Annotated in this window: 31 protein-coding genes; 29 read left to right on the top strand and 2 right to left on the bottom strand. The window is 39.2% G+C overall.

The features are described 5' to 3' along the window. Window positions 1–17 precede the first annotated feature (17 nt). The 6 genes from glpX (at window position 18) to prmC (ending at window position 5,998) form a co-directional block, all read left to right on the top strand. A complete protein-coding gene (glpX, locus tag ABDZ63_RS13185; RefSeq protein WP_343784200.1) occupies window positions 18–986 on the top strand; it encodes a class II fructose-bisphosphatase in 969 nt (322 codons plus the stop codon). A gap of 334 nt (window positions 987–1,320) precedes the next feature. Continuing rightward, entirely contained in the window at window positions 1,321–2,583 is a 1,263-nt protein-coding gene (rho, locus tag ABDZ63_RS13180) for a transcription termination factor Rho (protein WP_343784198.1), read from the top strand. A 139-nt stretch (window positions 2,584–2,722) separates the two neighbouring features. Continuing rightward, window positions 2,723–2,968, top strand: coding sequence for a type B 50S ribosomal protein L31 (locus ABDZ63_RS13175; RefSeq protein ID WP_343784196.1), 246 nt, complete (start codon window positions 2,723–2,725; stop codon window positions 2,966–2,968). A 249-nt stretch (window positions 2,969–3,217) separates the two neighbouring features. Next, complete coding sequence (locus ABDZ63_RS13170) at window positions 3,218–3,838, top strand: thymidine kinase (RefSeq protein ID WP_343784224.1); 621 nt, start codon at window positions 3,218–3,220, stop codon at window positions 3,836–3,838. 245 nt (window positions 3,839–4,083) lie between these two features. Then, window positions 4,084–5,154, top strand: a complete 1,071-nt coding sequence (gene prfA, locus ABDZ63_RS13165; protein ID WP_343784194.1) for a peptide chain release factor 1 — start codon at window positions 4,084–4,086, stop codon at window positions 5,152–5,154. Between the two features lies 1 nt (window position 5,155). Then, window positions 5,156–5,998 (top strand): peptide chain release factor N(5)-glutamine methyltransferase, encoded by an 843-nt coding sequence (gene prmC / locus ABDZ63_RS13160; protein ID WP_343784192.1) that lies wholly within the window; start codon window positions 5,156–5,158, stop codon window positions 5,996–5,998. Here the strand turns inward: prmC and ABDZ63_RS13155 are convergent. Both ABDZ63_RS13155 and ABDZ63_RS13150 read right to left on the bottom strand, forming a co-directional pair. Next, window positions 5,956–6,525, bottom strand: coding sequence for a hypothetical protein (locus ABDZ63_RS13155; RefSeq protein ID WP_343784190.1), 570 nt, complete (start codon window positions 6,523–6,525; stop codon window positions 5,956–5,958). The two genes, prmC and ABDZ63_RS13155, sit on opposite strands and share 43 nt — an antisense overlap. 99 nt (window positions 6,526–6,624) lie before the next feature. After that, window positions 6,625–7,182, bottom strand: coding sequence for a GNAT family N-acetyltransferase (locus ABDZ63_RS13150; RefSeq protein ID WP_343784189.1), 558 nt, complete (start codon window positions 7,180–7,182; stop codon window positions 6,625–6,627). 118 nt (window positions 7,183–7,300) lie between these two features. Here ABDZ63_RS13150 and spoIIR point away from each other — a divergent pair, with 118 nt between their 5' ends. From spoIIR to murA, 23 genes are all read left to right on the top strand, one after another. Further along, the gene (spoIIR, locus tag ABDZ63_RS13145; protein ID WP_343784187.1) at window positions 7,301–7,891 is read left to right on the top strand and encodes a stage II sporulation protein R; all 591 of its coding nucleotides are present in this window, start codon (window positions 7,301–7,303) and stop codon (window positions 7,889–7,891) included. A 67-nt stretch (window positions 7,892–7,958) separates the two neighbouring features. Then, window positions 7,959–8,378 (top strand): hypothetical protein, encoded by a 420-nt coding sequence (locus ABDZ63_RS13140; RefSeq protein WP_343784185.1) that lies wholly within the window; start codon window positions 7,959–7,961, stop codon window positions 8,376–8,378. Between the two features lie 77 nt (window positions 8,379–8,455). Beyond that, on the top strand, window positions 8,456–9,484 hold the full coding sequence (locus tag ABDZ63_RS13135) for an L-threonylcarbamoyladenylate synthase (protein ID WP_343784183.1): 1,029 nt from the start codon (window positions 8,456–8,458) through the stop codon (window positions 9,482–9,484). Between the two features lie 81 nt (window positions 9,485–9,565). Next, window positions 9,566–10,111 carry a manganese efflux pump MntP gene (locus tag ABDZ63_RS13130; protein WP_343784181.1) on the top strand — a complete coding sequence of 182 codons (546 nt, stop codon included), beginning with the start codon at window positions 9,566–9,568 and terminating at the stop codon, window positions 10,109–10,111. An 85-nt stretch (window positions 10,112–10,196) separates the two neighbouring features. Beyond that, window positions 10,197–10,613: a low molecular weight protein arginine phosphatase gene (locus ABDZ63_RS13125; RefSeq protein ID WP_343784222.1), complete on the top strand. Its 417-nt coding sequence runs from the start codon at window positions 10,197–10,199 to the stop codon at window positions 10,611–10,613. Between the two features lie 11 nt (window positions 10,614–10,624). Continuing rightward, on the top strand, window positions 10,625–11,065 hold the full coding sequence (gene rpiB, locus ABDZ63_RS13120; protein WP_343784179.1) for a ribose 5-phosphate isomerase B: 441 nt from the start codon (window positions 10,625–10,627) through the stop codon (window positions 11,063–11,065). Window positions 11,066–11,229: 164 nt separating this feature from the next. Next, complete coding sequence (locus tag ABDZ63_RS13115; protein WP_343784177.1) at window positions 11,230–11,772, top strand: TIGR01440 family protein; 543 nt, start codon at window positions 11,230–11,232, stop codon at window positions 11,770–11,772. Between the two features lie 74 nt (window positions 11,773–11,846). Next, window positions 11,847–13,094 (top strand): serine hydroxymethyltransferase, encoded by a 1,248-nt coding sequence (locus tag ABDZ63_RS13110; RefSeq protein WP_343784176.1) that lies wholly within the window; start codon window positions 11,847–11,849, stop codon window positions 13,092–13,094. Between the two features lie 146 nt (window positions 13,095–13,240). After that, window positions 13,241–13,870, top strand: a complete 630-nt coding sequence (gene upp, locus ABDZ63_RS13105; protein WP_343784175.1) for a uracil phosphoribosyltransferase — start codon at window positions 13,241–13,243, stop codon at window positions 13,868–13,870. Between the two features lie 159 nt (window positions 13,871–14,029). After that, complete coding sequence (locus ABDZ63_RS13100; RefSeq protein WP_343784173.1) at window positions 14,030–16,156, top strand: S8 family serine peptidase; 2,127 nt, start codon at window positions 14,030–14,032, stop codon at window positions 16,154–16,156. 197 nt (window positions 16,157–16,353) lie between these two features. Then, on the top strand, window positions 16,354–16,569 hold the full coding sequence (locus tag ABDZ63_RS13095) for an AtpZ/AtpI family protein (protein ID WP_343784171.1): 216 nt from the start codon (window positions 16,354–16,356) through the stop codon (window positions 16,567–16,569). Continuing rightward, complete coding sequence (locus ABDZ63_RS13090) at window positions 16,566–16,955, top strand: ATP synthase subunit I (RefSeq protein ID WP_343784169.1); 390 nt, start codon at window positions 16,566–16,568, stop codon at window positions 16,953–16,955. The genes ABDZ63_RS13095 and ABDZ63_RS13090 overlap by 4 nt, the downstream gene beginning before the upstream one ends. Window position 16,956: 1 nt before the next feature. Continuing rightward, the gene (atpB, locus tag ABDZ63_RS13085; protein WP_343784168.1) at window positions 16,957–17,679 is read left to right on the top strand and encodes a F0F1 ATP synthase subunit A; all 723 of its coding nucleotides are present in this window, start codon (window positions 16,957–16,959) and stop codon (window positions 17,677–17,679) included. 56 nt (window positions 17,680–17,735) lie between these two features. Beyond that, window positions 17,736–17,942 carry a F0F1 ATP synthase subunit C gene (atpE, locus tag ABDZ63_RS13080; RefSeq protein ID WP_017186789.1) on the top strand — a complete coding sequence of 69 codons (207 nt, stop codon included), beginning with the start codon at window positions 17,736–17,738 and terminating at the stop codon, window positions 17,940–17,942. A 185-nt stretch (window positions 17,943–18,127) separates the two neighbouring features. Then, window positions 18,128–18,649, top strand: a complete 522-nt coding sequence (gene atpF, locus ABDZ63_RS13075; protein WP_343784165.1) for a F0F1 ATP synthase subunit B — start codon at window positions 18,128–18,130, stop codon at window positions 18,647–18,649. Then, window positions 18,646–19,191 (top strand): F0F1 ATP synthase subunit delta, encoded by a 546-nt coding sequence (locus tag ABDZ63_RS13070; protein WP_343784164.1) that lies wholly within the window; start codon window positions 18,646–18,648, stop codon window positions 19,189–19,191. The genes atpF and ABDZ63_RS13070 overlap by 4 nt, the downstream gene beginning before the upstream one ends. Before the next feature lie 17 nt (window positions 19,192–19,208). Beyond that, window positions 19,209–20,717: a F0F1 ATP synthase subunit alpha gene (atpA, locus tag ABDZ63_RS13065; protein ID WP_343784162.1), complete on the top strand. Its 1,509-nt coding sequence runs from the start codon at window positions 19,209–19,211 to the stop codon at window positions 20,715–20,717. A gap of 37 nt (window positions 20,718–20,754) precedes the next feature. Further along, window positions 20,755–21,615 carry an ATP synthase F1 subunit gamma gene (gene atpG / locus ABDZ63_RS13060; protein WP_343784160.1) on the top strand — a complete coding sequence of 287 codons (861 nt, stop codon included), beginning with the start codon at window positions 20,755–20,757 and terminating at the stop codon, window positions 21,613–21,615. Between the two features lie 36 nt (window positions 21,616–21,651). Next, the gene (gene atpD / locus ABDZ63_RS13055; protein WP_343784158.1) at window positions 21,652–23,049 is read left to right on the top strand and encodes a F0F1 ATP synthase subunit beta; all 1,398 of its coding nucleotides are present in this window, start codon (window positions 21,652–21,654) and stop codon (window positions 23,047–23,049) included. Between the two features lie 56 nt (window positions 23,050–23,105). Next, window positions 23,106–23,507: a F0F1 ATP synthase subunit epsilon gene (locus tag ABDZ63_RS13050; protein WP_343784156.1), complete on the top strand. Its 402-nt coding sequence runs from the start codon at window positions 23,106–23,108 to the stop codon at window positions 23,505–23,507. Between the two features lie 194 nt (window positions 23,508–23,701). Further along, window positions 23,702–23,935 carry a DUF1146 family protein gene (locus tag ABDZ63_RS13045; RefSeq protein WP_343784154.1) on the top strand — a complete coding sequence of 78 codons (234 nt, stop codon included), beginning with the start codon at window positions 23,702–23,704 and terminating at the stop codon, window positions 23,933–23,935. A gap of 181 nt (window positions 23,936–24,116) precedes the next feature. Beyond that, window positions 24,117–24,779 carry a YwmB family TATA-box binding protein gene (locus tag ABDZ63_RS13040; protein ID WP_343784152.1) on the top strand — a complete coding sequence of 221 codons (663 nt, stop codon included), beginning with the start codon at window positions 24,117–24,119 and terminating at the stop codon, window positions 24,777–24,779. A 35-nt stretch (window positions 24,780–24,814) separates the two neighbouring features. Beyond that, complete coding sequence (gene murA, locus ABDZ63_RS13035; RefSeq protein ID WP_343784150.1) at window positions 24,815–26,116, top strand: UDP-N-acetylglucosamine 1-carboxyvinyltransferase; 1,302 nt, start codon at window positions 24,815–24,817, stop codon at window positions 26,114–26,116. Window positions 26,117–26,121 lie beyond the last annotated feature (5 nt).

Below are 26,121 nucleotides of genomic sequence, written 5' to 3'. Positions count from 1 at the left end.
AGGGAGGGCAATTACACATGGAAAGAAGTTTATCGATGGAAATCGCACGCGTAACTGAAGCAGCTGCTTTAGCATCAGCTCGCTGGATGGGGCGCGGTGAAAAGGAAGAAGCAGACGGTGCAGCAACCGAAGCAATGCGTACTGTATTTGATACAGTACCTATGAAAGGAACGGTTGTAATTGGCGAAGGGGAAAAAGACGAAGCTCCGATGTTATACATAGGAGAAGAAGTTGGACAAGGTCAAGGACCAGAAGTCGATATTGCTGTAGACCCTGTTGAAGGTACTAATATTGTTGCATTAGGTACTTGGAACGCGCTTTGTGTTGTAGGTATTGCTAATCGTGGCCGCTTACTTCACGCACCTGATATGTACATGGAGAAAATCGCGGTTGGCCCAGAGGCTGTAGGTAAAATTGACCTTGATGCTTCTGTAGAAGAGAATTTAAAAGCGGTTGCTGAAGCAAAAGGAAAAGACATCGAAGACATCGTAGTAGTCGTTCTTAACCGTCCACGCCATGATCAACTAATTAAAGAAATTCGTGAAGCTGGCGCACGTATTAAATTAATTCCAGATGGTGATGTTGCAGCATCCATTAATGCAGCATTCGATCATACAGGTGTTGATGTTTTAATGGGAATTGGTGGTGCACCAGAAGGCGTTTTATCAGCGATTGGCTTAAAGGCTCTTGGTGGTGAAATTCAAGGCCGTTTAAAACCAGTTGATGAAGTGCAAGAAGAGCGTTGCCGTAAAATGGGAATCGAAGACGTGAGCAAAGTCTTGAAAATGGAAGACCTTTGTGGTGGAGATGATGCAATCTTTGCTGCAACAGGTATTACAGATGGTGAATTGTTGCAAGGCGTGCAATTCAAAGGCGATAAAGCAACGACTGAAACAGTGGTTATGCGAGCTAAATCCGGAACAGTTCGTTTTATTGATGGTACACATAGCTTGGAGAAAAAGCCCGATTTAGTGATAAAAGATTAAAGTTTTGTCTATAATCAAACTAAGGCTGTTGTCATCACGACTTCAGCCTGGTTTTTATATTAGAACAGTTTTATAAAAGGTAGTGTTGGTAATTTGAATTTTGCACAGTGACATCGGACTCGTGCAGAGCTTATATGACAAATATAGCTTTTAAGTTTTTTTGTCTAAACCTTGCTAATAAAATTTAAAAAAGGTACAATATAGTAGCTATACCCCGAGTAAATCAATTCTTCTCAAAGAATAATGACAGTCCCTAATCTTTATTTTCCAATACTTAAATTAACCATAATAAAATTAAAAATTAATAAAGCGTGGTGTTTGTGTGTCAAATACAATGACAATTGCAGAATTAGAAACGAAGACGCTCAAAGAACTATATGCATTAGCACGTGATCTTGGCGTTTCTTATTATGCGAAATTAAACAAAAAAGAATTAATCTTTGCGATCTTAAAGGCGCAAACAGAAAAAGATGGTAAATTATTTGTAGATGGCGTTTTAGAAATTATCCAATCAGAAGGCTTTGGGTTCTTACGCCCAATTAACTATGCCCCAAGCGCAGAAGACATTTATATATCAGCATCACAGATCCGCCGTTTTGATTTGCGTAATGGTGACTTAGTATCTGGTAAAGCTAGACCACCGAAAGAAAATGAACGTTACTTCGGCTTATTACATGTAGATGCAGTAAATGGTGACGACCCGGAAAGTGCTAAGGAAAGAATTCACTTCCCAGGTTTAACAGCCCTATACCCTGATCGTAAAATGCACCTAGAGACGACTCGTAATCTACTATCAACTCGAATTATTGATATGATGTCACCAGTTGGTTTTGGGCAGCGTGGTTTAATTGTCGCACCCCCTAAAGCCGGTAAAACATCAATTCTAAAAGAAGTAGCCAATAGTGTTACAGAAAACCATCCTGAATCAAAACTTATTATTTTACTAATAGACGAGCGTCCAGAAGAAGTTACAGATATTGAGCGTTCAGTGGCAGACAATGTTGATGTTGTAAGTTCAACGTTTGATGAAGTACCAGAGAATCATATTAAAGTATCTGAACTTGTTTTAGATCGTGCGATGCGTTTAGTTGAGCATAAACAAGATGTCATTATCTTAATGGATAGTATTACACGATTAGCTCGTGCTTATAACTTAGTGATTCCACCTAGTGGTCGTACATTATCTGGTGGTATTGACCCAGCATCTTTCCACCGCCCAAAACGTTTCTTCGGTGCTGCGCGTAATATTGAAGAAGGTGGAAGTTTAACGGTTCTAGCAACTGCGTTAGTAGATACAGGCTCACGTATGGATGATGTTATTTATGAAGAATTCAAAGGAACAGGTAATATGGAACTCCATCTAGATCGTAGTATGGCAGAGCGTCGTATCTTCCCTGCAATTGACGTACTTCGTTCTGGAACGCGTAAAGAAGAGTTATTAATGCCGAAAGAACAGCTTGATAAAACGTGGGCAATCCGTAAAACGATGCAAGACCGACACGACTTCTTAGACCGTTTCTTACGTCGTTTACGTTCATCTAAGTCAAACGATGAGTTCTTTAAGATTATGGATGATGAAATGCAAGGTAAAAGTTAATAATGCTCAAAACTCCTTGCAAAATAAATATCAAGTTGGTATAATCACTCTGTATGACTCGTAGAAGTTAACTCCCGTCTATAGGACGGTTTAAAAAACTCTGTTTCCTAAGGATTCAGGGCAAGGAGGAGTGTTAAGCATGAGGCAGGATATCCATCCAGAATATCGTAAAGTTGTATTTTTAGATACAAGCTCTGATTTCAAATTTCTAAGTGGTTCAACACTAGAATCTGAGGAGACAATCGAATGGGAAGACGGTAATACGTACCCATTAATTCGTGTTGAAATCAGTTCAGCTTCACATCCGTTCTACACAGGTAAGCAAAAAGCTGACAAAGTTGGTGGCCGTGTAGACCGCTTCAAGAAGAAATACAACATGTCATAATACTGGCAATTTAACACAAGGAGCTGACCGAACACTTCAGCTAAACACCATACTAGATCATATAAACTCTATATCATCTATAATTTGGTGCTTGGCTAGTGTGGTCAGCTTTTTTTATTTCAACCAATCTAAGGAACACCCATTATAGGATTAAATATTAGGCAGTCACCACTAAGATGGAACGACGCCGTTTTTATTTGCTTCATCCGCAAAATTTGTAAAAGATTGTTAAACGAGGTGCTGAATATGATGTATGTGATGAAACATAGCGGTTGGGTAGAATTAATCTGCGGCAGCATGTTTTCAGGAAAGTCAGAAGAATTAATCCGTCGTGTTAGAAGGGCTACATACGGGAACTTAAATGTACGTGTATTTAAACCAGCGATTGATAATCGTTATGATCAGGAGTCGATCGTATCCCACAACGGTAACTCGATTATTGCACGACCAGTTGCTAATAGTACTGAAATCTTAAATCAAATAGATGAAGATGTTGATATTGTAGGGATCGATGAAGTACAGTTTTTTGATGAATTGGTTGTCGATGTCGCACAACAGTTAGCAGACCAAGGGGTACGTGTTGTAGCAGCAGGGTTAGACCAAGACTTCCGTGGTGAACCATTCGGGCAATTACCACAGTTATTAGCATTAGCAGAAAATGTTACGAAATTAAATGCGATTTGTCCGATTTGCGGTTCTCCAGCAAGCCGTACACAGCGTTTAATTGATGGTAAACCAGCATCATATGACGATCCTATAATATTAGTCGGAGCTTCAGAATCATACGAACCGCGCTGTCGCCATCACCATGAAGTGCCGAATCACCCGAGACAAGATGTACGTGTATCCGCAGTAGGACATAATGAATAGTGATGATTTTAGGGGAACTCGACTGTTATTTATAGTCGAGTTTTCACTATTTTATAGGATTCTAATTGCTTATAGACTTGATTGAACACTTAGACTCATTACATAAATACGTCTCATATTCTTCAAACTATGGTTAAAATAAGAGCTGTTCTGTAAACTTTCTAGGTTTTTGACGAAATTTTTTTGTGTTTTATGATATGATATAATGTGGAGTAATAAACGAAATAGTAAGAGGTGGACGTTGTATGTACGATAAACTACAAAACCTTGAGGATCGTTATAATCAATTAACTGATTTGTTAATGGATCCTGAGGTTATTAATGATTCTAATAAATTACGTGATTACTCAAAAGAACAGGCTGATTTACAAGAGGTAGTCGATAAGTATCGCCGTTATAAAGAAATCACGCAACAAATTGATGATGCTAAGGCGATGTTAGAAGATGAGTCAGATGAAGATATGGTTGAAATGGCTAAAGACGAATTAGAAGAATTACAGCCAGAAGTTGAACCATTAGAACAAGAGATGAAACTTCTCCTCGTTCCTAAAGACCCTAATGATGATAAAAACGTGATTATGGAAATTCGCGGTGCAGCAGGTGGAGACGAGGCAGCGCTTTTCGCAGGTGATCTGTATCGTTTATATTCCCGCTATGCTGAGACGCAAGGGTGGAGAATTGAGGTCATTGAAGCACACGAAGCGGATGTTGGTGGTTATAAGGAAATCGTCTTTATGATCAACGGTAAAGGAGCATTCTCACGCTTGAAATATGAAAATGGCGCCCACCGTGTACAACGTGTTCCTGACACTGAATCAGGCGGACGTATTCACACGTCAACTTCAACGGTAGCTGTTTTGCCGGAAGCAGAAGAAGTAGAAATTGATATTAATGAAAAAGACATTCGTGTAGATACTTTCGCATCAAGTGGTCCAGGTGGTCAAAGTGTAAACACGACAATGTCTGCAGTTCGTTTAACACACGAACCAACTGGTGTCGTTGTATCATGTCAGGATGAAAAGTCACAAATTAAAAACAAAGAAAAAGCTATGAAAGTACTACGTGCCAGAATCTATGAGAAATTCCAACAAGAAGCACAAGCAGAGTATGACGAAAACCGTAAGTCAGCGGTTGGTACAGGTGATCGTTCTGAGCGTATTCGTACGTATAATTACCCACAAAACCGTGTGACAGACCATAGAATTAGTCTAACAATTAATAAGTTAGATCAAATTATGGAAGGTAAGATTGAAGAGTTTATTGATGCTTTAATCATCGAAGAACAAACAGCGAAACTAGAAGAAATCGGTGAGTAAAATGGCAAATCATACAGTTAGAGAAGCCCGGAATTGGGCTTTTTCTTTTTTAAAACAACACCACCGCGAACAACGTGTTGGAGACCTTCTATTAAGACATTTATTAGAAGTCAATCATAGTCAATTTTTAGCGATGCAGCGAGATTTAATCGCACCTGAACTGTTCGAACTGTTTGTCACATGGGTTGAAGAGCATGCTGAGGCAGGAAAGCCGGTTGAACACTTCACATGTGAGGTAGAGTTTTTTGATCGTCAGTTTTATGTTGATGATCAGGTACTTATCCCAAGACCAGAGACAGAAGAGTTAATCATGTCAGTATTAAATGAAATTGATCAACCTTATACAGTTGTTGATTTAGGAACAGGTAGTGGCGTAATCGCAATCACATTAAAAATAGAGTGGCCAAAAGCTCGAATCTTTGCAACAGACCTGTCAGAAGAAGCCTTATCTGTAGCGCGATATAATAGTGAGAAATTAGAAGCAGATGTCGAATTTATGCAAGGGGATTTTTTAACACCTATTACAGCTCAAAAAATAATACCAGATGTCATCGTATCGAATCCGCCGTACATTCCCTATTCAGAACGCGAGCATTTATCAGAAACGGTTAAACTACATGATCCAAAGCAAGCGTTATTTGCAGAACAAAATGGTTTAGCTGCCTATGAAACGATTATTAAACAAGTGATGCAGTTAGCTAAGAAACCGCGATTAACCGCTTTTGAGATTGGCTATGATCAAGGTGAAGCGGTTCCTAGCCTTATTAAACAATATGACTCAAGTGCTCAAGTGAAAGTTATTCAAGATATTAACAGGAAAGACCGGATTGTCCTTTGGAAATGAAGTGAATTAAAAATCCGAACGAATTCATCATAAATGAACGCGTTCGGATTTTGCGTTTCGATAAGCGCTTCATCAAAAAAGTCTGAGTGCTGATAAAAGGTTCCGAGCGCTGATAAAATGGCCTGAACGCTGATAAAAGAGGTGCCGAGCGCTGATAAAATGGCCTGAACGCTGATAAAAGAGGTTCCGAGCGCTGATAAAATGGCCTGAACGCTGATAAAAGAGGTGCCGAGCGCTGATAAAATGGCCTGAACGCTGATAAAAGAGGTGCCGAGCGCTGATAAAATGGCCTGAACGCTGATAAAAGAGGTGCCGAGCGCTGATAAAAAGGCCTGAACGCTGATAAAAGGTTCCGAGCGCTGATAAAAGGTTCTGAGCGCCGATAAAAGAAGCCGAGCGCTGATAAAAAGTCCTGATCGCCGATAAAAGGTTCCGAGCGCTGATAAAAAAGCCTGAGCACTGATAAAAGATGCCCGAACGCCGATAAAAGATACTGAATCGCCTTTGAAGCGCACAGGCATTTTCACCGGGCCAGGTGTCTATGCTTTATGTCTAGCTACTCATCTGAAAACACATAGTATTCTGTACAAACTCGTGCAATGCCTTTAACATGCTCGGTTTCAGCTTTATGAACGTGTACCATGTTTATTCCATTCCCAAGCTAACATGCCATAGACAACGTGATCAACATAATCACCATATAATCTTTCAGCAGATCGAATAACGCCTTCTTCGATATATCCTAACCGTTCAGGGATCGCTCGACTTTTAACATTTCCTTTCGCAGCCCGAATCTCAACTTTATTCATGTTTAAATGGTCAAATGCGTAGTCTGTCAAAGCTTTTGATACTCTCGTCATAATACCATTTCCTTGATACCCCTCACCTAACCAGTAGCCGATGTGGGCAATATAATTATTCCAATCCAGTAAATTATAACCAGCAATACCAACGACTTGTTCGTTAAAAACAATGACCGCGTTTAATCCACTGCTATCAGCGTAATTCTTTTTCGACATGTTAATAAATTCTGTTGTATCTTCTGGTTTTTGTGTGCCATCAACCCAATTGAGCCACTCTCTTAAATAGCCGCGCCCTTCATCAGTCAGTTTGTACACGGCATCACGATCGCCTATATCAACTAATCGTAAATAAAGTTCTTCATCAATGTTATAAGTGAACATTTGAATTCGCCTCCCAGAGCTTTTCAATTATTCTAACATTTATTGCTAGATTTATGTATAACTTTCTTCTCCCTCGTTAACAATGTGGTTAATAGATTAAGAGAAAGGTTTGAGGGGCATGCGTTATATTATTGTAGGATTATTAATTATTGTGATGATTCAAGTTGTTTTTACTGAAAGTGCAGCACAACAAGAAGAATCAGACTATGTCGTCATTCCAGATGAGGCGATTCGTTTACGGATATTAGCTGACTCGAATGAAGAAGAAGCTCAAGCGTTAAAAGACCAAGTACGTGATGAAGTTAACGAACAAATTACTGAATGGGTTGAAGAGTTAACGTCTATTGAAGTAGCTAGAGAAACGATTATTGAAAACTTACCAAAAATAGAAGACACAGTATCATCGATTACAGGTGATGATGACTTTACAGTTGAATTCGGTGAAGTTAAATTTCCAGATAAAGTATATGATCGTTTCGTTTATCCTGGTGGTGAGTATGAAGCAATCCTCATTACTCTTGGTGAAGGAGAAGGGGACAATTGGTGGTGTGTCTTGTTTCCGCCGTTATGTTTCGTAGAATTTTCTGATGGAACTACGGTATTAGAACATGATGACGATGAAGAAGTAGAGTTAGAAAAGGATGAAGAAGAAGCGGAAGTTAGCTTTTTTCTATGGGAATGGTTAAAGAAATTGTTAGGAATTTCATAGATTCGTTCATATTTTTCATAATCAATTCATAGCTTAATAGAGAAAATGGCTAGGAGGCGAATTGATTATGATTAAAATCAAACATATTAATGAAGTATCTGAATTAGAATATGAACAGTTTTTTAAAGATGGACACGCTAAAGACCAAAAGCCAGAGGAAGACTGGGCGCATGAACATGGACATTTTTTAGAACTTGAAGGTGAAAAGATTGGCTTTTTCGTCTTGTATCCAGTAGATGGTGGGGCGTGGTTGAGGAAATTATTAATGAAAGAACAAGCCAACCCTGCATTAATTATTATGACCTTTGAATGGATTTCAGAACATGCTCTGAAATTAGGTTATGAAAAGCTTTACACCCACTTAGATGATCCAAATAAGCGCGTATTACTTGAAATGAACCATTTTAAAGAATCAAAAGAAGAGCCTTATGTTGATGCGAATATTTATGGTGAATGGTTTGAGAAGCTATTAATAGTACAGGCTTGAGTAATGTTCGTTTGCACTTTCATCGTATTCCTTTCATAATAAGAGAAACATTATTTTGAATTAAAAGGAGAACGATGATGGAAACCATTTGCTGGACTGTTGAAGACAAAGAACAACTACATGATCATTCATATATAAAACAAGCTGCAGCCCGGTTGAAACAAGGTGAGACGATTGCTTTTCCAACTGAGACCGTTTACGGCTTAGGTGCCGATGCGACAAGTAGTGAAGCTGTAAAAAAAGTGTTTGAAGCAAAAGGCAGGCCAGCTGATAACCCACTCATAGTCCACGTTGGAAGTCGTGATGTCATTGAACAATATGTGAGGTATATTAGTGATAAAGCTAACCAGTTAATAGAAGCATTTTGGCCTGGGTCTTTGACGATTATATTGCCATTAAAAGGTGGATTTTCAGATAATGTTACAGCAGGACTTACAACGGTTGGTGTACGTATGCCTGATCATCCTGTTGCGATTGCTTTATTACAAGAAGCAGGAATTCCTGTTGCTGCTCCTAGTGCGAATAGCTCCGGTAAGCCAAGCCCAACTTCGCATACACACGTATTACAAGACTTAAACGGAAAGATAAACGGTGTTGTAAACGGTGGGCAAACAGGAGTGGGTGTTGAATCAACTGTAATTGACTGTACGTTAGAAACTCCGGTGATTCTCCGTCCAGGTGGTGTGACAAAAGCTGATATTGAAGCTGTCATCGGGCCAGTTGATGTGGCACCAGCACTTGTTGAAACTTTCGATTCACCTCGTTCACCCGGTATGAAATATAAACACTATGCCCCTGATTGTCCGGTGTGGGTCGTTCAAGGTGACACCAAATCAATGTGCAAGGTTCTTACTGAGTTGAGAGATGACGGTTATTCAGTTGGTTTAATGGTTAGTGATGAACTTGCGTCTGAATTAGGTGAACAAACAGAACTTAAACTGGGTTCGTGTGAAGATTTAAATCAAATCACTAGCGAGCTTTATAGTACGCTAAGAAAAATAGACGAACTAGACTATGACATCGTGTTAGCAGAATCTTTTATAAAAGAGGGAATTGGCGAAGCTTTGATGAACCGCCTAGAAAAAGCCGCCTCTAAAATAATTTAAAACTCTAATCACGCTAATCTTCTAAAGCAGGTTGGATATGCATACATTGAAATAGCATGTCCATACATAGGAGGAACGAGCGTGATTTCTTTTTATGAAAGCTTAACCCCTTATCTATTAATAGCCCTTGCGATTGGAATGGATGCATTTTCCGTTAGTATGTCAGTTGGTTTAATGAGGCAACGTCTTAGAATGTTAATTTATTTTGTAGGTTTAGTGGGACTTTTTCATCTCATTATGCCTCTATTAGGAATGGGACTTGGTAACTACCTTTCTCAACAGCTCGGTGCCATTGCACAAATTATTGGTGGCTGGATGATCATTATGATTGGGATTCAAATGGTATTAGCGACATTTTTTGAAAAAGACATGCAACGTTACGTTGGGTTTACGAGTTTATTTTTACTCGCATTTACGGTTAGTTTAGATAGTTTTTCAATTGGTATTACAATTGGTATGTTAGGGATTAACCTTTTTGTGATTGTTGTTATGTTTGGTTTAATCAGTATGCTTTGTAGTTGGTTAGGTTTAATGCTTGCACATCAGGGAGAGAAGTTTTTTGGTAGATATTCAGAAGCATTTGGTGGGATGGTATTAATTATTTTAGGCGTCCAAATGGTGTGGTAAAAGAAATGACAATTTAAGTGTTATCAAGTAAAATGAAATTAGAAAGACAAACTAAGACTTGCAGGAGGGAATCTAGTTGCAGCGAGTGTTATTTGTATGTACAGGAAATACGTGCCGAAGCCCGATGGCAGAAGCTATTTTAAAGCATAAATATCCGACCTATGATGTTCAATCAGCGGGAATCTTTGCCGGTTTAGGCCAAGGTGTAAATGCGAATGCTAAACAGGCGCTTCAAAATAAAGGAATCAAATGCCAACACGCATCCCAACCTGTAACGCGTGAATTATTAAATTGGGCTGATCTAATCTTAACGATGACTCGTCAACATAAAGAAACACTTAAACTAGAGTACACAAGTTTTGACGATAAATTGTTTACATTAAAAGAGTTTGTCGATGAAGATGACTTAGACATTAAAGACCCGATTGGACTAAGTATAGAAACTTATGAGCACACATTAGAAGAAATTGAAAAACATATTGATCGAATGGTTGAAAAGTAGGAGGGTAATTCATGAGAGTAATTATTGCATCAGACCATGGTGGGTTAAATTTGCGTAGGGAAATAGCATCACTATTAGAAGAAATGAATATTGAATATGAAGATATTGGCTGTGATTGTGAGGATTCAGTTGATTATCCGGATTATGGAATTCCAGCTTCAGAACGTGTTGCTAAAGGTGAATTTGACTATGGAATTTTAATATGTGGTACAGGAATTGGGATGTCCATTTCAGCTAACAAAGTCAAGGGCATTCGCTGTGCACTGGTACATGATGTTTTTAGTGCAAAGGCAACCCGCCAGCACAATGATGCGAACATGATCGCGATGGGTGAGCGTGTCATTGGGCCAGGATTAGCCCGTGAAATTGTTTCAGCATTTTTAAATGAAGATTACGAAGGTGGTCGCCACGCTAATCGCGTTGGTAAGATTACCGCGTATGAAGAACATTAAATGAGTTAAACGAGAGGTCGCCGGATTAAATAATTCGGCGCTATTTTAATTCTAAATAGAAATCCGAAGTCACCTTATAATTAACTAGTAAAAGCATATACCTCTGTAAATCTTTTTGTTATACTTTATTTAAGAATCAACTCTCATAATGGGAGGGATTGAAGTTGACTGTAGAACAATTACGACAAGATTTCCAAACGATTTTAAATGAATGGAAACAGTCTCAAGTCGTTAAAAAAGGTGACTTAATGGTTGTTGGTTGTTCAACGAGTGAAATTGCGGGTGAAAAAATCGGCTCGGCAGGTAGTACGGACATAGCAAAGGTGTTGCATACGCAATTGAAAGCGTTTCAACAAGAAACAGGTGTACACATTGCTTATCAATGCTGTGAGCACTTAAACCGTGCGATCGTCATTGACCGTGAAGTGCAACAAATGCTTAGCTTAGATGAAGTCAGTGCCATTCCACACCCAAGTGCAGGCGGTTCAATGGCTGCTTATATTTATGAACATATGGACAACCCTGTCTTAGTTGAACACATCAAGGCTGACCTTGGCATGGATATAGGTGATACGTTTATCGGCATGCACTTAAAACATGTCGCAGTCCCACTTCGCTTTTCACAGAAATCTTTAGGCGATGCCAACGTTACTTACGCTTACACACGCCCTAAACTGATCGGTGGTAAGCGCGCGATTTATAACTAGCAACTAAACGATTAACTTATAAACTAGTAAAAGTGCCAAATGGCTCAATATAAATACATAGGGAGGCTTTACTCATGACACATTTACACAATCAATTACATGAAGTAGACCCAGAAATGTTAAAAGCGATTGATCAGGAAAAGAATCGTCAACACGACAAAATCGAGCTGATCGCTTCTGAGAACTTTGTATCTGAAGCTGTTATGGAAGCAGCAGGATCTGTTTTAACGAATAAATATGCAGAAGGTTATCCAACTCGTCGTTATTACGGCGGTTGTGAGTATGTTGATATTGCTGAGAATTTAGCACGTGATAGAGCAAAAGAGCTGTTCGGTGCAGATCATGCCAACGTACAGCCTCACTCAGGTGCACAAGCTAATATGGCCGTATATTTCGCTGTATTAGAGCCAGGTGACACGATTTTAGGTATGAACTTAAACCATGGTGGACACTTAACACACGGAAGCCCAGTTAACTTTAGTGGAAGACTATATAACGTAGTTGACTATGGTGTTGATGAAGATTCAGAAACAATCGACTATGATGCTGTTTTAACCAAAGCAAAAGAAGTTCAACCAAAATTAATTGTAGCAGGTGCATCAGCCTATCCACGCCAAATTGACTTTAAAAAGTTCCGTGAAATTGCTGATGAAGTAGGAGCATACTTACTTGTTGATATGGCACACATTGCTGGTTTAGTAGCAGCAGGTGAGCATCAAAGTCCAGTACCATATGCGCATTTTGTGACAACAACAACACATAAAACGTTACGTGGTCCGCGTGGTGGTTTGATTTTATGCCAAGAAGAGTTTAAGAAAAAGATCGATAGCAGAGTGTTCCCAGGTATGCAAGGTGGGCCGCTTATGCATATTATTGCAGCAAAAGGTGTTGCATTTAAAGAAGCCCTAGACCCATCATTTAAAGAATATTCACAAAAAATTATCGACAACGCTAAACGTCTAGGTGAGTCGTTGAAAAATGAAGGGATTCGTTTAGTTTCAGATGGCACAGATAACCATTTATTACTATTAGATGTTCGTCCATTAAATTTAACAGGAAAAGTAGCTGAGGCTGCACTTGATGAAGTGGGCGTGACAACGAATAAAAATACAATCCCATTTGACCCAGAAAGCCCGTTTGTAACGAGTGGTGTTCGTATTGGTACAGCTGCTGTCACAACACGTGGTTTCGGCTTAGAGGAAATGGATGAGATCGCATCTATTATGGCCTTTACACTTAATAACCATGAAGATGAAGCTAAGTTAGAAGAAGCAAAGGTACGCGTGCAGCAGTTAGCTGATAAATTCCCAATGTATAAATAATGATCAAAAGTGGTGAGATAGATTTTTTCTCACCACTTTTTGTGTGCTGATTTTTAATGAAATTTGATCATATTAAAAATATAAGTTGCATCTAGCGACAGTTTTCGCTACAATTCAAGAGATATTTTAAAAAGGAGCTGTTCGTTTTGGGCAAAGTTTACGTATTTGACCATCCTCTGATTCAACACAAAATCACATACATTCGTGACAAAAACACTGGAACTAAAGCTTTCCGCGAGCTTGTCGATGAAGTATCAGCTTTAATGATGTTTGAGATTACGCGCGAGCTTCCTGTAGAAGAAGTTGAAGTTGAAACACCTGTAGCTAAAGCAAAATCAAATGTACTAGCAGGTAAAAAAATGGGGATTATCCCTATTTTGCGTGCCGGCTTAGGAATGGTTGATGGCATTGTCGATTTAATTCCAGCTGCGAAAATTGGCCATGTTGGTCTATATCGCGATCCTGAAACGTTAAAGCCAGTTGAGTATTATATTAAGCTACCTTCAGACATTCATGATCGCGAGCTGATTGTAACAGACCCGATGTTAGCAACGGGTGGCTCAGCTATTGCAGCGATCGATTCATTGAAAAAACGCGGTGCGACACATATTCGCTTAATGTGTTTAGTCGCTGCACCAGAAGGCGTTGAATTGGTGCAAGAAGCTCATCCAGACATCGACATATACGTTGCAGGCTTAGATGAGAAGCTAAATGATAAAGGCTATATCGTCCCTGGCTTAGGAGATGCAGGAGACAGACTTTTTGGAACGAAGTAATTAATATTAAGTGAAGTGGCAGCTTAAACGCTGTCACTTTTTTATTAAATACGCATCATTTTAATTGTATCGAGGATATCGCCTGATTATAGCCCAAGCAGTCTTATGCGCATTAATTTCCTATTTATGTATACACTAAATGAAATCGGAGGGATTAGTATGCGTTTATTGATGATGACGATTTTCATAATGACAATTTTAGTTCAAGCTGATCGGCATGTTCATGCTGATTCTGACGTTTGGATTATCGAAATAGACGAATCAAAAGATACAGTAGTTGAATTGATCGAACGCGATTACCCTTTCATTGAGATTTTATATACATACGATACACTCCTTCAGGCAGTTGCAGTACAAGGTGATGAGCGTCATATAGAACAATTGCATCAAGAAGATTGGGTTCAAACCTATTCAAAAGCAGTTAATTACTCCGCACCAGAAATTTCAAATACTCAATCTCCTACAACCTTTCCAGATTATCATGAGGAATCGTTTCCTTATACCGGAAAAGGGGTCAAAATTGGCGTCATTGACACAGGAATTGATTACAATCACCCAGACTTAGAACAAAATTATCAAGGTGGGTTTGATGCGGTTGATTTTGATGGAGATCCTATGGAAACAACGGCAGAAGAAGGGATGCCAACCAATCACGGGACGCATGTAGCTGGAATTATTGCAGCTGATGGGGACATACGAGGTGTTGCGCCAGATGCTGAAATTTATGCATACAGAGCTTTAGGACCAGGTGGTGCAGGGACATCAGCTCAAGTGCTAGCAGCCTTAGAGCAAGCCGTTAAAGATGGAATGGATATTATTAATTTGTCACTTGGTGCAGATGTCAATAGCCCAGACTACCCGATGGCTGAAGCGGTTAATCAAGCATTTGACTTAGGTGCACTGATTGTTGCGGCTAATGGTAATAGTGGGCCTGAAGATTGGACAGTCGCCGCACCAGCTACTGCTGAAAAAGCCATATCAGTTGGTGCAGCTTACACAGAAGTTGAACAGCCTTTCTTTGAAGTATTTCAACATGACCCAATCGCCATCAGACAAATTCCATATAGTGAGCCATGGAACCTCACCCAGTCTTATCCACTTGAACATATCACATCCTTAGACGACTTAACTTCATCCATTCATGATCGTATTGTCGTAGTGAGTAAACAAAATAACCAATATGCTGAAATCATTAATCAAATCTACGAACAAGGTGCAAAAGCCACCATCATTTATAGTGACGAAGAAGAAGACGACCCTAACACTTGGGATTGGGTACCTTCCCCATTTCCAGTTGCTTATATGACTATGGAGGAAGCAGAAATGTTACTAGACAATGAAACGTGGGTGAGTACAATCTATGAAACAGATGAAAACAACATCGCATCGTTTAGTGCAAGGGGACCTGTGACATCAGATTGGACAATCAAGCCTGATATAACAGCACCAGGCGTTGACATTTTAAGTACAGTACCTGATGGGTATGCCTCTTTTCAAGGAACGAGTATGGCAGCTCCATATGTATCGGGTGTATTAGCATTACTAAAAGAACAAGACTCTAATGCATCTCCACAAATATTAAAAGAACGACTGTTAACAGCAACATCACCATTTGAACAAGACGCTACGCCAAGTACACAAGGTGGAGGGTTTATTGAAGTTGACCAATTACTCGAGAAAAACTACAGAATCGAAAACCAAGCATTAAACTTCGGGATGATAGACGATTCAGACTTAGACTCAACTCATACGATTACAATTAATAATGAAGACTCAGAACCCTTAACTGTGACATGGCAAGTACCGAAACGAAAGACAGGATTATCATGGAATCTCCCCTTAACGACAACTTTAGAGGGTTTTTCGCAACATTCGTTTGAAATAGCTATCAATTTCCAGCAAAAATTATTAAAAAAGGGTGTTCATGAAGGGTATCTTTCATTAAAATTAAATGGGGATGAAAAGAATCTCCCCTATTTATTCATTCATGATACAGCTGACTACCCAAGGATTACAGGACTAGAAATCGAAACACCACCTTTTGACACAGAGGAATTGCGGTTAAAGTTATATGTGGCAGATGATTTGAAAGCCCTTACAATTAAACTGTTTGACGATCAGTTAATCAGCCAAAGCACTCTAATTGAAGAACAAAACATCTCACAAGGTTCGTTTGAAAAGTCACTGGACAAAGATGACTTTGAGAGTGGAATTTATGAGGCAGTAATCGAGGTTTTTGATGGTGAGGAGACTTATTATCAAACAAAAGAAATCATGATTCCATAAGTCTATAATTTTGTCAAAAAGTTGCCTTAAAATCATCACAAAATTAATTGACTTATATAGGGTGCTATTGTATGCTAATTTAGTGTGGAATGATTAGGTTTAAAAAGGCGAAAAAAGTAGGGAAACAGCTGTTTTTGTCTATTAGACCATTAATTCCTGTGAATTGTCTGAAATTCTGTGATAGGTAGGTAAGATTTATGAAACATCCACTAAGAGGGATGGCGATTACAACCGCGATTCTCAGTCATTTATCAGGCGCAACGATTGTTGGGATTTTTCTCGGCAGATGGCTTGATAGTTATTTTCAGACAAGTCCTCTATTTTTATTAATAGGGTTATTTTTAGGGTTAGCCGCTGGTGTGTACGGTACGATCACACTAGTTAATAAGTTTTTAGGAGACGACGCATCATGACTGATTACAAAATCATGGTCAACCGTCAACGAAAATGGATGCTCTACCTGTTAGCAATTGCAGTAGCAGGGTGGGGGTTTTCAGACTATGAAACAATCTTCGCTGGTCTTCTATTGGGACAAGCAATCGGCTTTTTTAACTTATACTTAATTCAAAAGAAGATTGATGTTGTCGGTGAAAAAGCGGCTAACAACCAAACAGCGAAGTCGTTTGGAACGTTATCAAGATTTGCAGGAGCGGCATTACTCGTTGTGGTTGTCTTAAGATTTCCCGAATATTTTCATTTAATCGCTGCCATTGTAGGTTTAATGACACCTTACATTGTCATTATGATAGATTTTATTATCCATCACAAAGAGACTACCACTACGAAAAGGGGTGAATGATGTGGATCACGGTTCTCCTATGATCGAAGATGTCTTTGGGATAAGTTGGCTAGATTTTAACCTATCAAACGTCCTTATGACATTGGTTGCGTCCGTAATTGTTTTTATAATAGCAGTGATCGGTAGTCGCAACTTGCAACGAAAACCGACGGGCTTCCAGAACTTTATGGAATGGGTCGTCGACTTCGTTAAAGGCATGATTTCGAGCACAATGGATTGGAAAACTGGTAGACAGTTTCTTCCGTTGGCTATCACACTACTTATGTACATTTTTATTGCGAATATTCTCGGTATAATGTTCATGGTAGAGTACAACGGTGATTTATGGTGGAAATCACCAACAGCTGACCCAGGGGTGACGTTAACGCTTGCTGTAATGGTAGTAGCTTTAACACATTATTTCGGGGTTAAGCTTAAAGGTGGAAAAGGTTATGTGAAAGATTTCTTTTCACCAATTCCAATTTTGTTTCCATTAAAAATTGTTGAAGAGTTTGCCAACACTTTGACGTTAGGTATGCGTCTTTATGGTAATATCTTCGCTGGTGAGGTGCTATTAGCGCTTCTAGTAAGTTTAATGGCATCAGGTGCATTAGAAGCAGCAGCAGGTTTCTTACCAATGCTTCTATGGCAAGGATTTAAACTATTCATTAGTGCAATCCAAGCATTTATTTTCGTTATGTTAGCTATGGTTTATATGTCACATAAAGTGAGCCATGACCATTAAGCATTATAGAAATCATTTAATTAAAAGTAATTAGATACTTAGAGGAGGATTATAAAATGGAATTTTTAGCAGCTGCATTAGCGGTAGGTTTAGCGGCACTAGGTGCTGGTATTGGTAACGGTTTAATCGTAAGTCGTACAGTAGAGGGTATTTCACGTCAACCAGAACTACGTGGTGCTCTTCAAACAACAATGTTCATTGGTGTTGCATTAGTAGAAGCAGTACCGATCATCGCGGTAGTTATTGCATTTATGGTTATGTAATAAGTTTCTTGTTGCATGACATGAACATAATGGCGAAGTGACTTCTAGAAACTTCGCCATTCCTTTATGTTAGTTTGTTAAATGAGACAATAAAAGGAAACGTAACATCGCTTAACATTAGGCGTGAACATCGTTTTTCCTTTTAAGCCTTTTTTAGGGATGATTAGGCGAAAGGAGTGAAGGCTGTGCTAGACCCACGTTTATTTATTTTAAACGCAGAAATTGGATTCAACGCTGGTGATATGATAGTGCAATTAGTGATGTTTGTCATTCTATTAGCACTAATTACGAAGTTTGCATGGCGTCCATTAATGAATGTCATGCAAGAGCGTGAACAGCATATCGCTACTGAAATAGATTCAGCAGAAAAGAATAGGCAAGAAGCTGAACGCTTAATGAAAGAAGCGCAAGATGAGCTGAAAGGCACACGTCAAAACGCGCAGAAGATTATTGAAGACGCTAAACAAACAGCTAAGTCCGAAGAAAGTGAACTAATTCAGGCGGCAAAAGCTGATGCAGAGCGCATTAAAGAAAGTGCACGCCACGAAATCGAACAAGAGAAAGAGCGTGCTGTACAAGCATTACAAGAACAAGTTGGCACATTATCTGTACAAATTGCAAGCAAAGTGATCGAGAAAGAATTAACTGTGGATGAACAAGAAAAGCTTATTAACGAATACTTAGAAAAAGTAGGCGAGAGCAAATGAGTAATTCAACAGTTGCGAACCGATATGCAGTAGCTTTGTTTGAACTTGGAACAGAAAAGTCTAACTTACCTCAATTAGAAGAAGAGTTAAACACAGTCGTTCAAGTTTTTAAAGATGATCAAGAGTTAAAAGCTTTTTTTGAGAATCCACGTGTATCAAAAGATGACAAGAAAAGCTTCATTCGTGAAGTATTCAAAAGCTTTTCTCAAGAAACAATCAATTTATTACTTGTCTTAACAGATAAAAACCGTGTTAGCTCATTAAATGAAATCGTTAAGTCTTTTGTGAATATGAAAAATGAAGCAAAGGGCATTGCAGAAGCTGACGTATATTCTGTTCGTGCTTTATCAGATGAAGAACAAGAACAAATTCAAAATGTTTTTGCGAAAAAGTTAAACAAAGACACCCTTCGCATTAATAACATTGTTGAAAAGTCCATTCTTGGTGGATTAAAAGTTCGAATCGGTAACCAGATCTATGATGGTACGGTTAAAAGAAAGCTTCAACGCATTGAACAGAGTGTCGTATCTGCAAACAAGTAAAGATAGGGGTGAAATGGATGAGCATCAAAGCTGAAGAAATAAGTGCGCTTATTAAGCAGCAAATTGAAAGCTATGACTCAAATATAGAAGTAAATGATGTCGGTACTGTAATCGAAATTGGTGACGGTATCGCACGTGTTCATGGTCTAGATAACGTTATGTCGGGTGAGCTAGTAGAATTCTCTAACGGTGTTATGGGAATGGCGCAAAACCTAGAAGAAAATAACGTTGGTGTTGTAATCCTAGGACCATTTACAGAAATTCGTGAAGGTGATGAAGTTCGCCGCACAGGCCGTATTATGCAAGTCCCTGTAGGTGATGAACTAATTGGACGTGTTGTTAACTCATTAGGACAACCAGTTGACGGTAACGGTCCAATTGAATCAACTAAAACTCGTCCAATCGAATCGAAGGCACCTGGAGTAATGGATCGTAAGTCAGTTGATGAGCCTTTACAAACAGGTATTAAAGTAATCGACTCAATGGTACCAATCGGTCGTGGTCAGCGTGAGTTAATCATTGGTGACCGTCAGACAGGTAAGACTGCCATTGCAATTGATACAATCTTAAACCAAAAAGAAGAAGATGTAATCTGTATCTACGTTGCTATTGGTCAAAAAGACTCTACAGTAAGTGGTGTTGTTGAAACACTACGTCAGCACGGAGCACTTGACTATACAATCGTTGTTAACGCAGGTGCATCTGAACCAGCTCCATTACTATACCTAGCACCATATGCTGGTGTATCAATGGGTGAAGAATTCATGCACAACGGCAAGCACGTACTTGTTGTATACGATGACTTATCTAAGCAAGCGGCAGCATACCGTGAGCTTTCACTATTACTACGTCGCCCACCAGGCCGTGAAGCATTCCCAGGGGATGTATTCTTCCTACACTCTCGTTTACTTGAGCGTGCAGCGAAGCTAAGTGACGATAAAGGTGGCGGTTCATTAACTGCATTACCATTCGTTGAAACTCAGGCTGGTGACATTGGTGCATATATTCCAACAAACGTCATCTCAATTACAGACGGACAGATCTTCTTACAATCTGACCTATTCCACTCAGGTGTACGTCCAGCGATTAACCCAGGACTATCCGTATCACGTGTAGGTGGTTCAGCTCAGATTAAAGCGATGAAGAAAGTAGCCGGTACACTACGTCTAGACTTAGCATCATTCCGTGAGCTAGAATCATTCTCTCAGTTTGGTTCAGACCTAGATAAAGCAACACAAGCTAAACTTGATCGTGGTCAACGTACAGTTGAAATCCTAAAACAAGGCTTACACGAACCACAACGTGTTGAGTACCAAGTTGCGATTATCTATGCACTAGTTAACGGTTTCTTAGACGACATTCCAGTAGAAGATGTAGTACGTTTTGAACAAGAACTACACGCTTACTTGAAGCAACACGGTTCTGAAGTTCTAAACCACATCCGTGAAACAGGTAACTTACCTGATGCTGATGAGTTTAACAAAGTAATTAGTGATTTCAAAAATACATTTGTCGTTTCTGAATAATAAGGAAACAAGTCTCTAGAAAAGGTGGTGAGACGTTGTGGCATCTTTACGTGATTTAAAGGCGCGAATTAGTTCGACCTCGAATACGAAACAGATTACAAAAGCAATGGAAATGGTGTCAGCTTCAAAGCTTAATAAAGCAGAAGAAAATGCAAAATCATTCGTACCATACATGGAAAAGATTCAAGAAGTCGTTAAAAGTATTGCGAGTGGTAACACAGATGTCGACCATCCCATGCTAATTTCACGACCTGTTAAAAAGACAGGCTATATCGTAATCACATCAGATCGTGGTTTAGCAGGTCCTTACAACACGAACGTGTTACGTAAGCTGTTTCAAACAATTGAAGAGCGCCATCCATCAAAAGATGATTATGTCGTGATTCCAGTCGGTAAAGTAGGCCGTGATTTCTGTAAAAAGCGCGAACTACCAATTGCGCATGAAATTATAGGACTACCAGACCAACCAAGTTTTGCTGAGATCAAAGACATTGCAAACTATGCTGTGAATTTATTTGCTGATGAAGGTGTTGATGAGTTAAACCTATTCTACAACCACTTTATTAGTGCCATTAATCAAGAAGTAAAAGAAACGAAGGTTTTACCACTTACTGATATTGATGTAGGCGAAAAACAAAGCAGCATGTACGAGTATGAGCCAAACCAAGAACAAATATTAGAAACACTACTGCCACAATACGCTGAAAGCCTTGTGTATGGTGCCTTATTAGACGGTAAGGCAAGTGAACACGCATCGAGAATGACAGCGATGCGTAACGCAACTGACAACGCGGAAGACCGAATTGATGAATTAACGCTTTCATATAACCGTGCGCGTCAAGCAGCCATTACTCAAGAAATTTCAGAGATTGTCGGTGGTGCAGCAGCACTTGAATAGAACGTTTTTGGATATGAGCAGTTAGGAGGGAAAAGGATGAGTAACGGACGTATAACACAGGTTATGGGACCGGTAGTAGACGTAAAGTTCGACAGCGGCCAATTACCTGAAATTTATAACGCCCTAATCGTAAAAGGTGAAAGTGAAACGGAATTAGTACTTGAAGTTGCTTTACACCTTGGCGATGATTCAGTTCGTACCATCGCGATGGACTCTAGTGATGGTCTAGTCCGTGGTATGGAAGTTGAAAACACAGGTGCTCCAATCAGTGTACCTGTAGGTAATGATACTCTAGGTCGTGTATTCAACGTAACAGGTGGTGAAATTGACTTAGCTGAACCTGTTTCACAAGATACACGTCGTGACCCAATTCACCGTCAAGCTCCTAAGTTTGAAGACTTAGCGACTGAAACTGAAATCCTTGAAACAGGAATTAAAGTAGTAGACTTATTAGCACCTTATGTAAAAGGTGGTAAGATCGGTCTATTCGGTGGTGCAGGTGTAGGTAAAACCGTTTTAATCCAAGAGCTTATTAACAACATCGCACAAGAGCACAGCGGTATTTCAGTATTCGCAGGTGTTGGTGAGCGTACACGTGAAGGTAACGACCTTTACTATGAAATGAGCGATTCTGGAGTAATTAAGCAGACAGCAATGGTATTCGGTCAGATGAACGAACCACCAGGTGCACGTATGCGTGTAGCATTAACAGGTCTAACAATGGCAGAATACTTCCGTGATGAAGAAGGTCAAGACGTATTATTGTTCATTGACAACATCTTCCGCTTTACTCAAGCCGGAACAGAAGTATCAGCCCTATTAGGTCGTATGCCATCAGCCGTTGGTTATCAGCCAACACTATCAACAGAAATGGGTCAATTACAGGAACGTATTACATCAACTAAGAAAGGTTCGATCACATCGATCCAAGCTGTATACGTACCTGCCGATGACTATACAGACCCGGCTCCAGCAACAACTTTCGCTCACTTAGATGCAACAACTAACCTAGAGCGTAAGTTATCAGAGCAAGGTATTTACCCAGCGGTAGACCCGCTATCATCAACGTCTCGTGCCCTTGACCCGCATATCGTAGGTGAAGAGCACTATGATGTGGCGCGTGAAGTACAGAAAACGTTACAGCGTTATAAAGAATTACAAGATATCATTGCAATCCTAGGTATGGACGAGTTGACTGAAGAAGATAAGCAAACTGTAAGCCGTGCACGTCGTATTCAGTTCTTCTTATCTCAGAACTTCCACGTAGCTGAGCAGTTCACAGGACAGCAAGGGTCATACGTACCTGTTCAAGAAACAGTTAAAGGATTCAAAGAGATCTTAGATGGTAAGCATGATGACTTACCAGAAGATGCGTTCCGTCTAGTTGGACGTATTGAAGAAGTTGTTGAAAACGCTAATCAACTGGAACAATAATGGGACATTAAGCGGCATTATCTTGTCGCTTAATTAGTGCCCAAGGAGGGGTAAGATTGAAAACACTAACTGTGAGTGTTGTCACTCCTGATGGCCCTGTACTAGAAGAATCATTTGAAATGGTAAGCGTTAGAGCAGAAGGTGGCGAATTGGGGATCTTACCAGGTCACATCCCATTAGTTGCTCCTCTAACCATTAGTGCAGTTCGATTAAAGAAACAAGGCAAAACTGAATTTGTAGCTGTAAGTGGCGGCTTTTTAGAGGTACGCCCTGATCAAGTCACAATCTTGGCACAAGCTGCAGAAAAACCTTCTGAAATTGACGTAGATCGTGCTGAATCTGCGAAACAACGTGCAGAAGAGCGCGTAAATCAAACAAAATCAGAAGAAATAGACTTTAAACGTGCAAAACTAGCACTTAACCGTGCAACGAACCGTTTAGAAGTTGTCAACAAATAAAGAAGATCTGGCCGCCTACGGTCAGATCTTTTTTCAATATCCCCTAATAAAGTGATTAATGGACCTAATGTTAAATTAAAGGTGGAAATAGAACCGTAAATATAGGGAAATACTAATTACCGTGTCGATATTTCCTGGGCAATGCACAAAAGTGTCATAAATTGTAATACATAATAAGGTGAAGAGGTGTTAAGATGTTTATAGATAACGCAGTTGATGCCTTAGTTGGCATGGCGTCACATATTATTTTCATAATTTTAGCTTGGAAAGCATTAGAATCAATTAATATCCAAGTCTTATTTAAAAAGAATAAAGAGACAGAAAGTAAGATCTTATTAATTTTCCTAACTGTTGCACTTGGAACGACTGTTAGTAATTTCTTCTTAGACTTTATCAATTGGTCGCAACAACTATCTTACTTTTTGTAAACCATTCTAATGGTATCAGCTTGGTGTGACTTACGATAAGAGATAAGCCCTTATCATAAAAGTACACCGAACTAAGCATCACCAAAACAAATAGTTTAATAGATAAATTAACTGTCGAAATAACTTATGTTTAAAAATCAATCGCATGGACCATCCTGTTATTAAAAAGGGGGAGCTGTCCATGCGGATCATAATGGCATTAGTAATGATTGTTCTAATAGGACAATCAGTATTCTATCAATCTAGTAATGAAGCAGCTATGACTACAGATTTTGAAGTTTTAGCGGATTATGTTATTGAACAAGACTGGGATGTTCAGTCATTTGAAATAACGATGAAGCTAAATGGGGAAAAGAAAGAAATTTTAGATAGAAAAAAGGTTTTAAATAACCAAATTAAGGATAAACACCCTCATATAGAGGAAACACTTGACGAATATTTATATACAGTCGAGGTTAGCCCTAATACATTACAGTTGGTTTATCGAATTAGTAGTGATCAGTGGAGTGAAGATATTTACGATCAAACATTAAATTATTTATCAAATTTGCCGTTAGAGCCATTTTATGAAAATGGGTATGTTTACTCATGCTTTCAATCGCTAATTAATGATAAAATAGATCGTAATTTGTTTTTAGAAAAATTTAAACAGGATTTTCGACTAGATTTGACGAATAGTATTATAGAAGATCAGTTATCCGTTTTTAGTGGCTATACTGATCAAATTAGTTCTTATATTCCATTAGAAAATGAGAAGATGAATATTCAATTAGCCATTCGCGAAGAGGAGAAACAAAAAAATACCGTAACAATCGGCACACCTATCCTCGTTATTGAATATTAAATAACATACGGACTATCGACACGGAGGGAAAGATATTGGAAAAAATCATCGTATCTGGAGGTAATAGATTGACTGGCACCGTTAAAGTGGAAGGTGCTAAAAATGCTGTTTTACCCGTCATCGCAGCAACGATTATGGCAAGTAAGGGCAAGACAACACTAAAGCAAGTACCAGCTTTGGCTGATGTAGATACAATAAGTGAAGTATTAAGATATATGAATGTGAATATACTACGTGAGGAAAATTCGTTATATATAGATGCAGCAAATGAACTGAAAACTAAAACACCATTTGAATATGTTCGTAAAATGCGCGCGTCCGTTTTAGTATTAGGACCTTTATTAGCAAGGTATGGTCATGCAAAAGTGGCGATGCCAGGTGGGTGTGCAATTGGATCTAGACCAATAGATCAACACCTTAAAGGATTAGAAGCAATGGGGGCAACTATTGAGGTTGGGAATGGTTATGTCGAAGCATTTGCTAATGGCCGTTTACACGGAGCTCGAATTTATTTAGATTTCCCTAGTGTTGGGGCAACAGAAAACTTAATGATGGCTGCAGCACTAGCAGAAGGCACCACAATTATTGAAAACTGTGCTCGTGAACCTGAGATTGTTGACTTAGCTAACTTTATTAACCAAATGGGTGGTAAAGTCATTGGTGCTGGTACCGAGACCATTCGAATTGAAGGTGTACCTTCACTACAAGGTGTAGAACATACCATTATTCCTGACAGAATCGAAGCAGGGACATTTATGGTAGCTGGTGCGATCACTGGTGGTGATATAATTGTAGAAGGTGCAATTCCTGCTCATCTTCGTTCATTAATAGCAAAGATGAAGGAAATGGGTGTTAAAATCGAGGAGTATGAAAATAGTGTTCGAGTTATTGGAACAGATGAACTAAAACCAATTGATATTAAGACATTACCATACCCTGGGTTTCCAACGGATTTGCAAGCTCAATTAATGACGTTAACGATGAGAGCGCATGGCACGAGTGTGCTCACTGAAACAGTATTTGAAAACCGTTTTATGCATGTTGAAGAGTTTAGGAGAATGAATGCGAAAGCCAAAATCGAAGGTCGAAGTGCCATTATCGAAGGTCCTGTAACATTACAAGGTGCTGAAGTTTCAGCTACAGATTTACGCGCAGCAGCAGCACTGATTTTAGCAGGGTTAGTTTCAGAAGGTCGAACAGCTGTAACAGAATTAAAACACTTAGACCGCGGTTATGTCGATTTTGTTGGAAAGCTGAAAGGTCTTGGCGCTAACATTGAACGTGTTTATGAACAAAAGCATAATCCTTCAAATGATTCTATGATGCAATCTAGTTAATAGTA

Source organism: Alkalibacillus silvisoli, from assembly GCF_039521975.1.
Taxonomy (GTDB): domain Bacteria; phylum Bacillota; class Bacilli; order Bacillales; family Alkalibacillaceae; genus Alkalibacillus; species Alkalibacillus silvisoli.
This window is presented reverse-complemented; position numbering and strand designations above follow the sequence as displayed.

Excerpts from the sequence above, each read along its gene's own strand:
- ABDZ63_RS13150 (WP_343784189.1), bottom strand. The coding sequence starts at position 7,182 with ATGTTCACTTATAACATTGATGAAGAACTTTATTTACGATTAGTTGAT.
- prfA (WP_343784194.1), top strand. The coding sequence starts at position 4,084 with ATGTACGATAAACTACAAAACCTTGAGGATCGTTATAATCAATTAACT.
- glpX (WP_343784200.1), top strand. The coding sequence starts at position 18 with ATGGAAAGAAGTTTATCGATGGAAATCGCACGCGTAACTGAAGCAGCT.
- rpiB (WP_343784179.1), top strand. The coding sequence starts at position 10,625 with ATGAGAGTAATTATTGCATCAGACCATGGTGGGTTAAATTTGCGTAGG.
- ABDZ63_RS13110 (WP_343784176.1), top strand. The coding sequence starts at position 11,847 with ATGACACATTTACACAATCAATTACATGAAGTAGACCCAGAAATGTTA.
- spoIIR (WP_343784187.1), top strand. The coding sequence starts at position 7,301 with ATGCGTTATATTATTGTAGGATTATTAATTATTGTGATGATTCAAGTT.
- prmC (WP_343784192.1), top strand. The coding sequence starts at position 5,156 with ATGGCAAATCATACAGTTAGAGAAGCCCGGAATTGGGCTTTTTCTTTT.
- atpE (WP_017186789.1), top strand. The coding sequence starts at position 17,736 with ATGGAATTTTTAGCAGCTGCATTAGCGGTAGGTTTAGCGGCACTAGGT.
- ABDZ63_RS13095 (WP_343784171.1), top strand. The coding sequence starts at position 16,354 with ATGAAACATCCACTAAGAGGGATGGCGATTACAACCGCGATTCTCAGT.
- atpA (WP_343784162.1), top strand. The coding sequence starts at position 19,209 with ATGAGCATCAAAGCTGAAGAAATAAGTGCGCTTATTAAGCAGCAAATT.
- ABDZ63_RS13070 (WP_343784164.1), top strand. The coding sequence starts at position 18,646 with ATGAGTAATTCAACAGTTGCGAACCGATATGCAGTAGCTTTGTTTGAA.
- ABDZ63_RS13100 (WP_343784173.1), top strand. The coding sequence starts at position 14,030 with ATGCGTTTATTGATGATGACGATTTTCATAATGACAATTTTAGTTCAA.
- ABDZ63_RS13040 (WP_343784152.1), top strand. The coding sequence starts at position 24,117 with ATGCGGATCATAATGGCATTAGTAATGATTGTTCTAATAGGACAATCA.
- ABDZ63_RS13045 (WP_343784154.1), top strand. The coding sequence starts at position 23,702 with ATGTTTATAGATAACGCAGTTGATGCCTTAGTTGGCATGGCGTCACAT.
- ABDZ63_RS13175 (WP_343784196.1), top strand. The coding sequence starts at position 2,723 with ATGAGGCAGGATATCCATCCAGAATATCGTAAAGTTGTATTTTTAGAT.
- ABDZ63_RS13170 (WP_343784224.1), top strand. The coding sequence starts at position 3,218 with ATGTATGTGATGAAACATAGCGGTTGGGTAGAATTAATCTGCGGCAGC.
- rho (WP_343784198.1), top strand. The coding sequence starts at position 1,321 with ATGACAATTGCAGAATTAGAAACGAAGACGCTCAAAGAACTATATGCA.
- ABDZ63_RS13140 (WP_343784185.1), top strand. The coding sequence starts at position 7,959 with ATGATTAAAATCAAACATATTAATGAAGTATCTGAATTAGAATATGAA.
- ABDZ63_RS13135 (WP_343784183.1), top strand. The coding sequence starts at position 8,456 with ATGGAAACCATTTGCTGGACTGTTGAAGACAAAGAACAACTACATGAT.
- ABDZ63_RS13090 (WP_343784169.1), top strand. The coding sequence starts at position 16,566 with ATGACTGATTACAAAATCATGGTCAACCGTCAACGAAAATGGATGCTC.
- atpD (WP_343784158.1), top strand. The coding sequence starts at position 21,652 with ATGAGTAACGGACGTATAACACAGGTTATGGGACCGGTAGTAGACGTA.